The organism is Acinetobacter sp. 'aerobic (ED)', assembly GCF_904886855.1.
Taxonomy (GTDB): Bacteria; Pseudomonadota; Gammaproteobacteria; order Pseudomonadales; family Moraxellaceae; genus Acinetobacter; species Acinetobacter courvalinii.
The window spans coordinates 1-15,365 of the sequence record NZ_CAJHGI010000007.1 but is presented as its reverse complement, the minus strand read 5'-3'; the positions used below and the strand labels follow the sequence as shown (position 1 = coordinate 15,365).

Sequence of the window (15,365 nt, the reverse complement as noted above, 5' to 3'; positions counted from 1 at the left end):
AGAAAAGGCGACATTCTAGCAGATTCATGAAAACCTAGCTGAAAATATCGCCTGATTATCGCTAATCTTAAGTGATTTTTAGCTTAATAATTCCACTAAAGCCTTAAGCCGCCTGACGCTGGACAAACTGACGGATCAGTTCAGCAATTTTTTCCGGTTGGCTCAACACTGCCCAATGATTGGCATCCAGCTCGGTATATTCAAACTTTTCGACCCATTTTGGCATCGACTCGGTAATGTACTCGGGGCTGACGAAAGCATCGCGCTTTAACACGATGGCCTGAACGGGACACTGGGCATAACGCTGGCGTGGCCGGGTTAAAGACGGAATAAAGTTAGCGCGATACAGGTTAATCCCGTATTTGCCATCGGAGGCGATGTTGGCATTTAATGGTAAATCTTGCTTTTTCTCTAAACCACTTAAAATTTTGCCCCATTTTTCAGGACTAAAGAAAGTCCATACCGTCGGTGCAATCAGGGGTAAATGAAAAGCCCCGATATACCAGGATTTCGTCAGCATTTTTAATACATTGCTTGGTGCAGCTTTAAATTTTTCACGGAGATAAAATGAGGCATGATCCAGACAAGGTCCTGAAATCGTGGTATAGGACAACAGGCGGCCTTTCAGTTTTGGTTCAGTTGCAGATTCCCAAGACTGCAAAGATCCCCAATCATGTGCTGCCATATGGAAACTACGATTTGGTAACACCTGATCAACAACTTCCTGTAAATCCAGTGACAAGCGTGGCAAACGATAGTCCTTAATCCGTTTCGGAATAGATGATAAGCCTGCACCACGTACATCATAGGTCACCACATAATAGTCATTGACCAGTTGTTCAATGATCGGCTCCCAGACTTCCTGATTATCTGGATAGCCATGTACCAGCACCAAAGCCGTGTTTTTCTCATCGCCCCATGTTTTGACACAGAGTGTTTGCTGATCCGATGTGGTTACTGTTTTTACTTGTGTTTGCATAATTCTTTCCCATTTTGTTTTCTATCGGCCTGGTGATAAAACAGCCATTGCCAGCGATACACTAAAAATGATACTTATGGAGTATGAATAGAGTTGTAAGAAAAAAAATTGACCATGAAAGACTTTTTCAGAAAAATTCGAACCATTCCGGCAATTTCCAGATTTCTGCTGAATCACTACTCCCCTTATCGTGGTGCGGGAATCGAGATTGAAACCATTGATCTGGATGACTACTATATTCGGGTCAAAATGCCACTTACCAGACGCAATCGCAATCTGGTCGGAACGCATTTTGGCGGTAGTTTATATTCGATGGTCGATCCTTTTTATATGTTGATTCTGATCCATCATCTGGGCAATAAATATATTGTCTGGGATAAAAGTGCCACAATTAATTTTATTGCGCCAGGACGGAATACCGTTTATGCCGAGATCCAGCTGAATGCCAATGAAATCACCGAAATTAAGCAGCTGGCAGAAAATCACCAACCGGTTTTACGGCATTACAGCTTAAATATTGTGGATGATGCCGGCACACGTATTGCCGAAGTCGAAAAGGTGCTTTATATCCGGCGTAAAAAACCTAAAGCATCATTAAAACCATAGCAATAAAAATGCCTGCAACACGTGCAGGCATTTTTTAAATCTGTTGCGCAGACATTATCTTTTCTTCTCTTGAATGGCTGCACCAGCACCACCGCCGATTGCACCACCAATCGCAGCGCCTGAGTCACCACCAAAGATGGCTTTACCTACGACAGAACCGATACCCGCACCAATCGCGCTACTGGTTGTAGAACTGCTATTCGCGCCTTTTGCATTGGCACCTACACCTGCACCCGCAGCTGCACCAACGCCCGCACCAAGACCACCGCCCACGTGGTTACCTAAACCACCACCGACAGCACCACCAAGCGCTGCGGTACCAATACGCTGGTCAGAGGCACTCATATTTTGACAGCCTGTGAACATTACCGCCGATAACACCAAAGTTGAAACTAAACCGATTGTTTTTTTCATGCCTATACTCACTTCTCTTATGCTCTATCCAAAAGCATAATCCTCTTTTATGGGGAATTTGATCACATTGTGTTATCACTCTGTCCCAATCGATTAGTATTTTGTAAAGACAGGGTTTGGGGCAGCTAGCTCGGGTGGCTAAAGGATTTTGAAATAATTAAGGATAGAAATAATCTTGATACACCTGATCAAAAACTTGGTATTTATTCAACAGAATTCATTTGTTATGAAGCCGACTAAAGACATTATAATTTTTCTTGAAGCGCGCGCGGCAATCAAACTTTATCACTGAAAGAAACATTTATAAGATAATAGTTAGAGAGATGATCTGATTGAATTATTCAGATCATCTCCCAAGTCATCTACAAATTTAGGAGCGGGCTTAGTACTTGCCTTTTTTCTCGCCATAAGCAGAGCCGGCACTACCACCTAATGCGCCACCGACTGCAGCACCTGAGTCACCGCCTAATACCGCACCACCGATCACAGCACCTAAGCCAGCACCGATTGCGCTATTACGTGTATTTTTACTATTTGAACCTTTAGCATTGGCCGCAACACCTGCACCAATTGCAGCACCAAGACCAGCGCCAAGGTTACCACCAACGTGCTTACCAACCGCACCACCTGCACCGCCACCAATCGCAGCAGAACCGATACGTTTACTTTCTGGGCTGGCATTTTGGCAACCGACAAACAAGGTGGTTGACATCAAACCTACACCAGCAATCATCATCATTTTTTTCATTCGAACATCTCCTCTCTCAGATGTGCATAGGATAGTATTGTTTAATGAACTGTTTACTTTGATTAAGTAATCAAATACTGATGCTGTAATGCGTTTTTGTAACAACTGCTTCATTTTTCCACAAAAAAAGGCACCCGAAGGTGCCTTTTTCATTGGTTAAGACTTAGAACTGGTCTGAGTTCAACGCTTGACTAAATGCTTGGTCAACTTCACTAAAGTCATTGTGAAGTTCAAATTCAGCAGCTTCTGCTTCTTGACGACGACGCTCTAGGTGATACGCAAGACCTGTACCCGCTGGGATCAAGCGACCCACAACAACGTTTTCTTTCAAGCCACGTAAATCATCTTCTTTACCTGTTACAGCCGCTTCAGTTAACACACGTGTGGTTTCCTGGAACGATGCAGCAGAGATGAACGAGTCAGTAGAAAGCGATGCTTTGGTAATACCCATCAATTGACGTTCAAACTTCGCAGGGAACTTGTTCTGAGCCAAGACAGCTTGGTTCTCTTGAACAACGCGGATGTAATCCACTTGCTCGCCTTTGATGAAGCTTGTATCACCGCCATCAGTGATATCAACTTTACGCAACATTTGACGTACAACTACTTCAATGTGCTTATCGTTGATTTTTACACCTTGGAGACGGTAAACGTCTTGAACTTCGTTCACGATGTAGTTGGTTAATGCCACTTCACCTTTCAAACGTAAGATGTCATGTGGGTTTTGTGGGCCATCAGAAATGGTTTCACCACGATTGACATGCTCACCTTCGAACACGTTAATGGTACGCCATTTTGGAATCAATTCTTCGTAAATCTCAGAACCATCATCCGGAGTAATCACTAAACGGTTCTTACCTTTGGTCTCTTTACCGAAGCTGACAACACCTGATACTTCTGCAAGGATGGCATGCTCTTTCGGCTTACGTGCTTCGAACAAGTCAGCTACACGCGGCAGACCACCGGTAATATCACGAGTACGTGACGTTTCTTGTGGTACACGACCAATGACATCACCCACACCAATCGTTTCGCCATCACGGACAGTTACAATTGTGTTTTGTGGCAAGAAGTAGAACTGTTCGCCGCCATCGGTTGTATCCAACACGATTGCAGGACGTAAATCTTTACCAGAAGCAGGACGCGCTGTTACAGGCAAGATTTCAACAGTAGTCATACCAGTTGCATCATCAGTTTTCGATGTTGCAGTTACGCCATCAGCAATCTGGCTGAAACGCGCTTTACCAGCAACTTCTGTTACCAATGGATGTGTATGTGGATCCCAAGTCGCGACGATACCGCCAGCTTCTACAGCTTCGCCATCTTTCAACAAGATGCTTGCACCGTAAGGAAGCTTATAACGCTCGCGCTCACGACCTAAATCATCCGCAATACCGATTTCACCTGAACGTGAAACAGATACTTGGTGACCTTTGGCATGTTGTACAGTTTTCACGTTGTGGAAACGTACAGTACCTTTGTTACGTACTTGAACACTGTTTGCAGCAGAAGTTCGGCTCGCAGCACCACCCACGTGGAAGGTACGCATCGTTAACTGTGTACCTGGCTCACCAATTGATTGTGCAGCCATTACACCCACTGATTCACCTGGGTTCACCAAGTGACCGCGTGCAAGGTCACGACCATAACAACGAGCACATACACCGAAGGTAGATTCACAAGCGATAACTGAACGTACTTTAACTTCATCGACACCCGCTTCTTCAAGCTGAGCAGCAATTTTCTCGTCAATCAAGGTACCACGTGGAAGAACCACTTCATCATCAGATGCACGACGTACATCTTCAGCAGTTACACGACCCAATACGCGATCGCGTAATGGTTCAATAACGTCACCACCTTGAATGAATGGAGTCATCACCAAGCCACCGGCTGTACCACAGTCAGATTCAGTAATAACCAAATCTTGTGCTACGTCTACAAGACGACGTGTCAAGTAACCAGAGTTCGCAGTTTTCAATGCGGTATCGGCCAAACCTTTACGCGCACCGTGTGTCGAGATGAAGTACTGAAGTACCGTCAAACCTTCACGGAAGTTTGCTTTAATCGGGGTCTCAATGATCGAGCCATCCGGCTTCGCCATCAAACCACGCATACCGGCAAGCTGACGGATCTGCGCCGCACTACCACGGGCACCCGAGTCAGACATCATATAAATCGAGTTGAATGATTTCTGTTTCTCGTCTTCACCTTGTTTGTTTTTCACAAGGGTATAAGACAAGTTATCCATCATCGCTTTCGCAACCTGGTCGTTTGTACGTGCCCAGATATCGACAACTTTGTTATAACGCTCGCCTGCAGTTACGAAGCCTTGCTCGAACTGTTGTTCGATTTCACGAACTTCGGTTTCCGCTTTATCGATAATCGTATGCTTGGTTGGTGGAATCAACATGTCTTCCATACCAACAGATACACCTGAACGCGTCGCTTGACGGAAGCCCAAATACATCAATTGGTCAGCGAAGATAACAGTATCTTTCAAACCAAGTTTACGGTAGCAAGAGTTGATTAACTTAGAGATGTTTTTCTTGGTCATCTCAAGGTTGATCGATTCGAAGCTTAAACCTTGTGGAACAACTTCCCATAACAAGCAACGACCAGGTGTTGTATCAACAATGATAGTTTGCTTTTCACGGTTACCGTTTTCATCAATCACCGTTTGGTGTACACGTACTTTTACACGCGCATGGATCGCAACTTTACCCGTTGCTAACGCACGGTTAACTTCGTGAGTATCCGCAAACACCATGCCTTCACCTTTGGCATTTACCGCATCACGTGTGATGTAGTAAAGACCCAAGACAACGTCCTGAGAAGGAACGATGATTGGCTCACCATTTGCAGGTGACAAGATGTTGTTTGTAGACATCATCAACGCACGTGCTTCTAACTGTGCTTCCAATGTCAATGGAACGTGTACCGCCATTTGGTCACCATCGAAGTCGGCGTTAAACGCAGCACATACGAGTGGGTGAAGACGGATTGCCTTACCTTCGATCAGAATAGGTTCAAATGCTTGAAGACCTAGACGGTGAAGTGTTGGCGCACGGTTCAACATGACTGGATGTTGACGAATTACAGAAGCTAGAACGTCCCAAACTTCCGGCGTCTCGCGCTCAACCATTTTCTTCGCAGCTTTAATGGTTGTTGCTTGGCCAGAGGCTTGTAGTTTCGCGAAAATAAATGGCTTGAACAATTCAAGTGCCATCTTCTTCGGAAGACCACATTGGTGAAGACGCAAAGTAGGACCTACGGTAATTACCGAACGACCAGAATAGTCAACACGCTTACCAAGTAAGTTTTGACGGAAACGACCTTGTTTACCTTTGATCATGTCTGCCAAAGATTTCAATGGACGTTTGTTCGAACCGGTAATTGCACGACCACGACGACCGTTATCAAGCAACGCATCCACAGACTCTTGTAACATACGTTTTTCGTTACGTACGATGATGTCTGGCGCAGCAAGGTCAAGAAGACGCTTCAAACGGTTGTTACGGTTGATCACACGACGATATAAATCGTTCAAGTCTGAAGTCGCGAAACGACCACCTTCAAGTGGTACAAGCGGACGTAAGTCTGGTGGAAGTACTGGAAGTACGTTCATCACCATCCATTCAGGCTTGTTGTTCGAATCTTTGAAAGCTTCCATCAATTTCAAACGCTTAGACGCTTTTTTAAGTTTCGTCTCTGACGTTGTTTGTGGAATTTCTTCACGTAAACGCGCAATCTCAGCTTCAAGATCGATATCTTTTAATAAGTCCTGAACTGCTTCTGCACCCATTTTCGCAGTGAATTCATCACCGTGTTCTTCAAGGGCATTGTAGTATTCTTCGTCTGTTAAAAGTTGATACTTTTCAAACGGAGTCATACCAGGATCAGTAACAACATAAGATTCGAAATACAGTACGCGCTCGATATCACGTAATGTCATATCAAGAAGTAAACCGATACGGCTCGGTAATGATTTCAAGAACCAGATGTGTGCAACTGGAGAAGCAAGCTCGATGTGACCCATACGTTCACGACGAACTTTCGCTGTTGTTACTTCAACGCCACATTTTTCACAAATGACGCCTTTGTATTTCATACGCTTGTATTTACCACACAAGCATTCGTAATCTTTTACTGGACCAAAGATTTTGGCACAGAACAAACCGTCACGTTCAGGTTTAAACGTACGGTAGTTAATGGTTTCAGGCTTTTTAACTTCACCGTGAGACCATGACTTAATCATCTCTGGTGACGCAAGACCAATACGGATACGGTCAAATTCAATAGGTGCATGACCTTCTGAATCCGTTTTCTTACGCATGATATCGAGCAAGTCTTTCAATTTTTTTCTCCGTGTGTCGGGGAGCTAGGCTCACCCGACTGGGTCACAAATATTGTTTTTACTGAAATTTGGAATCTCCCCTAGCCCCTCTTTAAGAAAGAGAGGAACTTCCCCCTTTAATAAAGGGGGATCGAGGGGGATTTAGTCACCATTTTTCAGTTCAATGTTGATACCTAAAGAACGGATCTCTTTGGTCAATACGTTGAACGATTCAGGCATACCCGGATCCATATAATGGTTACCATCTACAATATTCTTATAGATGCGTGTACGGCCTTCGACGTCATCCGACTTCACGGTAAGCATTTCTTGGAGAGTATATGCTGCACCGTATGCTTCAAGTGCCCATACTTCCATCTCACCGAAACGCTGACCACCGAATTGTGCTTTACCACCAAGCGGCTGTTGCGTTACAAGTGAGTAAGAACCAGTTGAACGCGCATGCATCTTGTCATCAACCAAGTGGTTCAATTTGAGCATGTACATGTAACCTACAGTTACAGGACGGTCAAACTGTTCACCGGTACGACCATCAAACAATACTGTTTGACCGGTACGTGAAATGTCTGCCAATTCAAGTAAGTCTTTGATCTGGCTTTCTTCAGCACCATCGAATACTGGAGTTGCCAATGGAACACCAGCACGTAAGTTGCCTGAAAGCGCCAAGATTTCTGCGTCAGTCAAGCTATCCAGCTCTTCCTGCTCACCACCAACCTTGTTATAAATCTTGTCTAAGAATTCACGCAGTTCAATCACTGTACGTTGTTCTTTCAACATTTTTTCGATCTTATCGCCAAGACCTTTCGCCGCCATACCCAAGTGAGTCTCGAGAATCTGACCCACGTTCATACGTGACGGTACACCCAGTGGGTTCAATACGATGTCGACTGGTACACCATTGGCATCATGTGGCATGTCTTCAACTGGTAAGATGTTAGATACAACACCCTTGTTACCGTGACGACCCGCCATTTTATCACCAGGCTGGATACGACGTTTAACCGCAAGGTAAACCTTAACAACTTTCAATACACCCGTTGTTAATTCATCACCTGTAGAAAGTTTACGCTTCTTCTCGGCAAACTTCTCGTCAATCTCGTAGCTCTTCTCTTTCAAGAACACTTGAATCTGAGTTAAACGTTCAGCGATTGCTTCATCATTTGGCTGGATTTCAAGTAAATCAACCAGCTCTAAACCAGACAATACATCTTCAGTCAGTTTATCGCCACGTTTAGTTGAACCACCACCGTTAGATTCTTGACCTTTCAACAAACGAACAATACGTTCACGTGCTGCTTCTTCGAAGATTTTGTATTCTTCTTTCAAGTCTTTACGGTATGCATCGAGCTGAGCTTTCTCAATTGCTTGAGCACGTTCATCTTTTTCCAAACCATCACGAGTGAAGACTTGAACGTCAATCACCGTACCTTTGGTGCCAGATGGAACGCGTAAAGAAGAGTCTTTAACGTCAGCTGCTTTTTCACCAAAGATTGCGCGAAGTAATTTTTCTTCAGGTGTTAACTGAGTCTCACCTTTAGGCGTTACCTTACCAACAAGGATGTCACCCGCAGTGACTTCAGCACCGATATAAACAATACCTGACTCATCCAGTTTAGACAGTGCAGCTTCACCGACGTTAGGAATATCGGCAGTAATTTCTTCTGCGCCTAACTTGGTATCACGTGCTACACATGACAATTCCTGAATGTGAATCGAGGTTAAACGGTCTTCTTGAAGCACACGCTCAGAAAGTAAGATCGAGTCTTCATAGTTATAACCGTTCCATGTCATGAACGCGACGCGCATGTTTTGACCCAGCGCAAGTTCACCCATGTCAGTCGATGGACCGTCAGCCAAGATATCACCACGAGCAACTTTGTCGCCCAGGTTCACGATGACATTTTGGTTAATACAGGTATTCTGGTTTGAACGTGTATATTTGATCAGGTTGTAGATATCTACACCTGCTTCACCCGCGATCATTTCATCTTCGTTGACACGAATAACGATACGAGATGCATCAACATATTCAATCGCACCACCACGGTTTGCGATCACACACACACCTGAGTCACGTGCTACGTTTGCTTCCATACCGGTACCAACAAGCGGCTTGTCAGCACGCAATGTAGGAACAGCCTGACGTTGCATGTTCGAACCCATTAATGCACGGTTCGCATCATCGTGTTCAAGGAATGGAATCAATGATGCTGCAACAGAAACAACCTGCTGTGCAGAAACGTCCATATGTGTGACGCGCTCAGGCGACATACGTACGAATTCACCTTGATGACGTACAGAAACCATTTCTTCAGTCAAGTTGCCATCTTTATCTACTGCAGAATCGGCCTGTGCAATGACAGTACCCACTTCTTCAATTGCAGATAAATATTCAACATCATCAGTTACACGACCGTCTACAACTTTACGGTATGGTGTTTCCAAGAAACCGAAGTCATTCGCTTTTGCATAAACAGAAAGCGAGTTGATCAAACCAATGTTTGGACCTTCAGGTGTTTCAATTGGACATACACGGCCATAGTGAGTTTGATGTACGTCACGTACTTCGAAGCCCGCGCGTTCACGAGTCAAACCACCAGGACCAAGCGCAGATACACGACGTTTGTGTGTAATCTCAGACAATGGGTTGTTTTGGTCCATGAACTGAGATAACTGGCTTGAACCAAAGAATTCTTTGATTGCAGCAGCAACTGGTTTCGCGTTGATTAAATCTTGTGGAGACAAGTTATCTGTTTCTGCCTGGCTTAAACGCTCTTTAACAGCACGTTCAACACGAACTAGACCAACACGGAATTGGTTTTCAGTCATTTCACCAACAGAACGTACACGACGGTTACCCAAGTGATCGATATCGTCGACTTCACCTTTACCGTTACGGATTTCAACTAATGTACGCAGTACATCAATGATATCTTCGTGCGATAAAATACCTTCAACTTCACGTGACTTCTGATCAGTACCCACTTCGTAAGGACGACCCAAACGACGGTTGAACTTCATACGACCCACTGGAGACAGGTCATAACGCTCAGAAGAGAAGAACAAGTTGTTGAATAAGTTTTCAGCAGCTTCTTTCGTTGGTGGCTCGCCTGGACGCATAACTTTATAGATTTCAACCAGCGCTTCTTCACGGCCAGTAGTCGTATCTGCACGTAATGTATCTGCAACGAAAGGACCACGATCGATGTCGTTGGTGAACAGGATGTTAAATTGTTTAACACCACCTTCAGCCAACTTCACCATCACTTCATGGCTAAGAACAGTATTCGCAGGAATCACATCACCACTTTTCAGGGTGATATCTTCAGCAGTAATACGCTCATATAAATATTCATCAGGTACAGAAAGCTTGGCTAAGTTCGCAGCTTCCATTTGACGTACGTGACGTGCATTAATACGTTTACCCTGTTCAACAATGGTTTTACCATCATTGTCCAAGATATCAAATTGCGCCATTTCACCGCGTAAGCGATCTGGAACGAGGTCAATTTGATAGCTACCCATATCAAGATATACAGGTACTTTTTCGTAGAACAAATTCAGAATTTGTTCATTGGTATAATTCAAGGCACGTAAGATCACAGTCGCCAATAATTTACGACGACGGTCAATACGTACGAATACTAAATCTTTTGCATCAAATTCAAAGTCTAACCATGAACCACGGTAAGGAATAATACGTGCTGAATACAACACTTTACCGCTTGAGTGGGTTTTACCCTTGTCATGGTCAAAGAATACGCCTGGTGAACGGTGTAATTGAGATACGATTACACGCTCAGTACCGTTAATAACGAATGTACCGTTATCGGTCATGAGTGGCATTTCACCCATGTAAACTTCTTGTTCACGAACGTCTTTAATTGATTTCGTTTCACGATCTTTAATGATCAAACGAATTTTTACGCGCATTGGTGCTGCATAAGTTGAACCACGTAAAATACATTCACGTACGTCAAACTCAGGCTTACCAAGACTATACTCAACAAATTCTAAAGCAGCATTGCCAGAATAACTTTCAATAGGAAAAACTGAACGAAATGCGGCTTGGAGACCGATATCTTCGCGATTTTTTGGTGTTTTACCGCCTTGTAAGAATGTACGGTACGAATCGACCTGAATCGAAAGTAAGTACGGTGCTTCCATTACGTGGGGCAATTTACCAAAATTCTTACGGATCCGTTTCTTTTCGGTATATGAGTATGCCATCTGGAGTCCTCGGAAAGTAAACTAAACCCGCCTGCAGAACGGGCTTAGAAGGAATTACGCAGGCCGATATGGCCACCACTGTTTACAAATGCTGCAATTTTTAGTGGTATTAAAACGCTTAACAATATTTTTATAAGCAAAAAAATATTGGTAAGCGTTTGATTTTATTGATTTTGCTCAAATAATACGCGGATTATACGCAAAACTAACAAAAAACGAGCCGATTATTGTAACGCAAAAAGGCTGATGACCCAAGAGCCATCAGCCAATTTTTGGAGCCGATTATCAAAAAACCGACTCCCTACAGAATTACTTAAGTGTAACTGTAGCACCAGCTTCTTCAAGCTTCTTCTTAAGTTCTTCGCCTTCTTCTTTAGAAACGCCTTCCTTAAGAACAGCTGGAGCGCCTTCAACCATATCTTTAGCTTCTTTAAGACCAAGACCAGTAGCTTCACGTACTGCTTTAATTACAGCAACTTTGTTAGCACCGAAAGAAGTCAACTCAACGTTGAATTCAGTTTGTTCTTCAGCAGCAGCAGCGCCAGCACCTGGAGCAGCAGCAACAGCTACAGCAGCAGCAGATACGTTAAATTTCTCTTCGAAAGCAGAGATTAATTCAACAAGTTCAAGAACTGTTTTTTCAGCAACTGCGTTTAAGATTTCTTCGTTAGTTAAAGCCATGAGAGTAACTCCAAATGGATATTGAATGGTGTGAAAATAGGATTAAGCCGCTTCTGACTCGTTTTTCTCTTTGAGCGCTGTAATGAGGCGACCCAATTTCGAAATAGGAGCTTGAAGAACAGAGGCAAGCATAGTAAGCGCTTTCTCTTGGTTCGGAAGGTTCGCAATAACGCTAACGTCAGCACCTTTATAAACTTTGCCATCAAATGCAGCAGCTTTAAGTTCAAATGCTTTGTTAGTTTTCGCAAATTCTTCGAACAAGCGTGCAGCTGCACCCATGTCATCTTCAGAAGTAGAGAAACCGAGAATTGTTGGACCAACAAGGTCGTCATTCAAGATATCGAATTGAGTACCTTCGAATGAACGCTTAGCCAAAGTGTTACGCACGATACGTGTAGTAACACCTAACTTACGAGCTTCAACACGAAGTGTTGTTAATTGCTCTACAGTTAAGCCTTGGTAGTCAGCAACAACGGCAGAGAACGCTTTAGAAGCAACTTCGTTTACTTCTGCAACGATCTGTTTTTTGTCTTCGATAAGAAGAGCCATCGTAAAACCTCCTAACGGTGATTTATGCACCCTTAACGGATGCACTCCCAATTCGTAAGTCCTATTCAGACTTACACGCGGAGGAGGAACAAATCACACCACCGCGTCTACTCAGACTGGATGATTAAGAAAAACATTCGAAAATATTTCTCGCCTGAGGTCTTTGACGCTGATAAATATTCATTTATCAATTCAAAGTTTGCTTAGATTTTCTCAAAGAGAAAACCTAAGGCTTTAAAATTCTTTCTAATTACTTAGATACGTTGCTTACGTCAACGATCAAACCAGGGCCCATAGTTGAGCTCAAAGTGATCTTTTTAACGTATACACCTTTAGAAGTTGCAGGCTTCAACTTTTTCAAGTCTGCAATTAAAGTTTCAACGTTTTGACGTACAGCTTCTTCGCTAAAGCCAAGTTGGCCGATCGCAGCGTGGATGATACCCGCTTTGTCTACACGGTAACGTGCTTGACCAGATTTAGCATTCTTAACCGCACCAGCAACATCAGGAGTTACTGTACCCACTTTCGGGTTTGGCATTAAGCCACGTGGACCAAGAATTGTACCCAACTTACCAACAACGCGCATTGCATCAGGAGCAGCAATTACTACGTCGAAATCAAGGTTTCCACCTTGAATGCTTTCAGCAAGGTCATCAAAACCAACGATATCAGCACCAGCAGCTTTCGCAGCTTCTGCAGCAGCACCTTGAGCAAATACAGCTACACGTACAGTTTTACCAGTACCTGCAGGTAAAGTCGTCGCGCCACGAACAACCTGATCAGATTTACGTGGGTCTACGCCAAGGTTTACAGCGATATCTAAAGATTCTTTGAACTTCGCAGCTGGAAGGCTGTTAAGAACTTGTACTGCTTCTTCCAAAGTGTAAACTTTGTTTGCTTCTACAGCAGCAGCAATGGCTTTTTGACGTTTAGTTAACTTTGCCATGTCTTATAGCTCCACTTCCAAGCCCATAGAACGTGCAGAACCAGCGATGGTACGAACACGAGCGTCTAAATCAGCACCAGTTAAGTCTGGTTCTTTAGTAGTCGCGATTTCTTCTAACTGAGCACGAGTCAACTTACCAACTTTAGTTTTGTTCGGTACAGAAGAACCCTTTTGAATACCAGCAGCTTTCTTAAGAAGAATAGATGCAGGTGGAGTTTTCATGATGAAAGTGAACGACTTATCGTTGTACACAGTGATCACGACAGGAATTGGCAAACCAACTTCAAGTTTTTGTGTAGCAGCATTGAATTCTTTACAGAATGCCATGATGTTTACACCACGTTGACCTAAAGCAGGACCAATTGGTGGAGATGGATTCGCTTTACCAGCTGGAACTTGCAGCTTGATATAGCCGTCAATCTTCTTAGCCATTGAAAATTACCTCTGGGTACAGACGCCGCTAGGCTCCCCAAAAAATTAAACAACACCGAAGTGTTTGAACAACAATGCCCGATCAGATCGGGCGCTTATCAACCTAGACAGGTTAAATCGTTTTTTCGACTTGGCGAAACTCGAGTTCAACCTGAGTTGGTCGATTAAATACATTAATCGTCAACGTTAAACGTGACTTATCGTATTGAACTTCCTCCACGACTCCTTTAAAGTCAGTGAACGGACCGTCAACAACGAGCAATTCTTCACCTGGTTCAAACATCGTCTTAGGACGTGGTGCTTCACCAGTATTACGTACACGCGCAAGAATCGCATCAGCTTCACGTTGTGAAATAGGTGCTGGCTTTTCTGGTGTACCACCAATAAAACCAAGGACCTTTGGACACTCTTTAACGATGTGCCAAGTATCATCATTCATTTCCATTTCGACTAATACATAGCCTGGAAAGAATTTACGTTCAGACTTACGCTTCTTACCATCCTTCATTTCCACTACTTCTTCAGTAGGGACGAGGACTTCACCAAAGCTATCAGCAACAGTGCTGCGCTGGATTCGGTCATTAAGTGAACGCATCACTTGTTTTTCAAAACCTGAATAGGCATGAATAATATACCAACGTTTCATCGCACTCTTACCCGATAATTAACTTAATAAACCAACCTAACCCGTAATCGAAACACCATAAAACCAATGATGCAACCACTACAACCAAAAGCACCTGCCACGAAGTCGTGATCGTCTCTTGTTTTGTTGGCCAGGTCACTCGACGCAGTTCAATTCGCGCATCTTGCAACAAACGCACAAAGCCTTTGCCTTGATGGGTGGCGTATAATAAACCTAAAGCGACGACGATACAAGCCAAAATTACCCCAACGCGCACCCAAACATCATTTGCTGGCGCCCAATAGGCAGGTAAATGTTGATTTACCAATGCTGAACCGATTAATAAAACGATAGCAATCAACCACAAGACGACATCAAGTGGAGTACCAGCGCTTACAACTTCTGCAGCATTATTTCTTTGAGGGATTGGCGCGTCGCTTAATGCGTCACGCGATTTATCATTCGACATTTTTTTACTCGTCGTAGAATTCGCGACTTATTATATGACAACTCAGCCAGAATTAAGCTTTTTTATAAAAAAAAAGTGGCAGGCCAGGAGGGACTCGAACCCCCAACATTCGGTTTTGGAGACCGACGCTCTACCAATTGAACTACTAGCCTATTATGCAAATCGAAAGCCGAAGCTTCCGATTTGAGTGTAACACAGTATTGGGCTTATGCAGTTACTTTAGCAACAACACCAGCACCTACAGTACGACCACCTTCACGGATCGCAAAACGTAGACCTGGGTCCATTGCGATCGGGTGGATTAACTCTACTGACATTTCTACGTTGTC

12 protein-coding genes, 1 tRNA gene and 1 pseudogene are annotated in these 15,365 nt (G+C 43.8%); 1 reads left to right on the top strand and 13 read right to left on the bottom strand.

Translation table 11 applies throughout. From position 1 onward, the window contains the following. Nucleotides 1–103: 103 nt before the first annotated feature. Complete coding sequence (locus tag JO943_RS14020) at nt 104–979, bottom strand: alpha/beta fold hydrolase (protein ID WP_202741126.1); 876 nt, start codon at nt 977–979, stop codon at nt 104–106. A 114-nt stretch (nt 980–1,093) separates the two neighbouring features. Here JO943_RS14020 and JO943_RS14015 point away from each other — a divergent pair, with 114 nt between their 5' ends. Then, nucleotides 1,094–1,585, top strand: a complete 492-nt coding sequence (locus tag JO943_RS14015; protein WP_005280965.1) for a DUF4442 domain-containing protein — start codon at nt 1,094–1,096, stop codon at nt 1,583–1,585. A gap of 54 nt (nt 1,586–1,639) precedes the next feature. Here JO943_RS14015 and JO943_RS14010 read toward each other — a convergent pair whose 3' ends face one another. The 12 genes and pseudogenes from JO943_RS14010 to JO943_RS13955 form a co-directional block, all read right to left on the bottom strand. Continuing rightward, on the bottom strand, nt 1,640–1,999 hold the full coding sequence (locus tag JO943_RS14010; RefSeq protein ID WP_004774022.1) for a YMGG-like glycine zipper-containing protein: 360 nt from the start codon (nt 1,997–1,999) through the stop codon (nt 1,640–1,642). A gap of 382 nt (nt 2,000–2,381) precedes the next feature. Then, on the bottom strand, nt 2,382–2,747 hold the full coding sequence (locus JO943_RS14005; RefSeq protein ID WP_004774021.1) for a hypothetical protein: 366 nt from the start codon (nt 2,745–2,747) through the stop codon (nt 2,382–2,384). Between the two features lie 163 nt (nt 2,748–2,910). Next, complete coding sequence (rpoC, locus tag JO943_RS14000; protein WP_004774020.1) at nt 2,911–7,104, bottom strand: DNA-directed RNA polymerase subunit beta'; 4,194 nt, start codon at nt 7,102–7,104, stop codon at nt 2,911–2,913. 141 nt (nt 7,105–7,245) lie between these two features. Then, entirely contained in the window at nt 7,246–11,334 is a 4,089-nt protein-coding gene (gene rpoB / locus JO943_RS13995; protein ID WP_005226395.1) for a DNA-directed RNA polymerase subunit beta, read from the bottom strand. Nucleotides 11,335–11,643: 309 nt separating this feature from the next. Then, nucleotides 11,644–12,015, bottom strand: coding sequence for a 50S ribosomal protein L7/L12 (gene rplL / locus JO943_RS13990; RefSeq protein ID WP_004774018.1), 372 nt, complete (start codon nt 12,013–12,015; stop codon nt 11,644–11,646). 42 nt (nt 12,016–12,057) lie between these two features. Further along, nucleotides 12,058–12,564 (bottom strand): 50S ribosomal protein L10, encoded by a 507-nt coding sequence (rplJ, locus tag JO943_RS13985; protein WP_004774017.1) that lies wholly within the window; start codon nt 12,562–12,564, stop codon nt 12,058–12,060. A 250-nt stretch (nt 12,565–12,814) separates the two neighbouring features. Further along, nucleotides 12,815–13,510, bottom strand: coding sequence for a 50S ribosomal protein L1 (gene rplA, locus JO943_RS13980; protein WP_005226393.1), 696 nt, complete (start codon nt 13,508–13,510; stop codon nt 12,815–12,817). Nucleotides 13,511–13,513: 3 nt separating this feature from the next. After that, nucleotides 13,514–13,942 (bottom strand): 50S ribosomal protein L11, encoded by a 429-nt coding sequence (gene rplK / locus JO943_RS13975; RefSeq protein WP_004637639.1) that lies wholly within the window; start codon nt 13,940–13,942, stop codon nt 13,514–13,516. Between the two features lie 112 nt (nt 13,943–14,054). Continuing rightward, nucleotides 14,055–14,588 (bottom strand): transcription termination/antitermination protein NusG, encoded by a 534-nt coding sequence (nusG, locus tag JO943_RS13970; RefSeq protein WP_004774016.1) that lies wholly within the window; start codon nt 14,586–14,588, stop codon nt 14,055–14,057. A 7-nt stretch (nt 14,589–14,595) separates the two neighbouring features. Continuing rightward, nucleotides 14,596–15,036 carry a preprotein translocase subunit SecE gene (gene secE, locus JO943_RS13965; protein WP_005226391.1) on the bottom strand — a complete coding sequence of 147 codons (441 nt, stop codon included), beginning with the start codon at nt 15,034–15,036 and terminating at the stop codon, nt 14,596–14,598. 76 nt (nt 15,037–15,112) lie between these two features. Further along, nucleotides 15,113–15,188: transfer RNA gene (locus JO943_RS13960), tRNA-Trp, on the bottom strand. A gap of 54 nt (nt 15,189–15,242) precedes the next feature. Continuing rightward, nucleotides 15,243–15,365: pseudogene (locus JO943_RS13955) on the bottom strand (elongation factor Tu); the annotation flags it as partial.

Bases quoted from the DNA above. Each gene is read 5' to 3' on its own strand.
- JO943_RS14020 (WP_202741126.1), bottom strand. From the start codon at position 979: ATGCAAACACAAGTAAAAACAGTAACCACATCGGATCAGCAAACACTC.
- JO943_RS14015 (WP_005280965.1), top strand. From the start codon at position 1,094: ATGAAAGACTTTTTCAGAAAAATTCGAACCATTCCGGCAATTTCCAGA.
- JO943_RS14010 (WP_004774022.1), bottom strand. From the start codon at position 1,999: ATGAAAAAAACAATCGGTTTAGTTTCAACTTTGGTGTTATCGGCGGTA.
- JO943_RS14005 (WP_004774021.1), bottom strand. From the start codon at position 2,747: ATGAAAAAAATGATGATGATTGCTGGTGTAGGTTTGATGTCAACCACC.
- rpoB (WP_005226395.1), bottom strand. From the start codon at position 11,334: ATGGCATACTCATATACCGAAAAGAAACGGATCCGTAAGAATTTTGGT.
- rplL (WP_004774018.1), bottom strand. From the start codon at position 12,015: ATGGCTTTAACTAACGAAGAAATCTTAAACGCAGTTGCTGAAAAAACA.
- rplJ (WP_004774017.1), bottom strand. From the start codon at position 12,564: ATGGCTCTTCTTATCGAAGACAAAAAACAGATCGTTGCAGAAGTAAAC.
- rplA (WP_005226393.1), bottom strand. From the start codon at position 13,510: ATGGCAAAGTTAACTAAACGTCAAAAAGCCATTGCTGCTGCTGTAGAA.
- rplK (WP_004637639.1), bottom strand. From the start codon at position 13,942: ATGGCTAAGAAGATTGACGGCTATATCAAGCTGCAAGTTCCAGCTGGT.
- nusG (WP_004774016.1), bottom strand. From the start codon at position 14,588: ATGAAACGTTGGTATATTATTCATGCCTATTCAGGTTTTGAAAAACAA.
- secE (WP_005226391.1), bottom strand. From the start codon at position 15,036: ATGTCGAATGATAAATCGCGTGACGCATTAAGCGACGCGCCAATCCCT.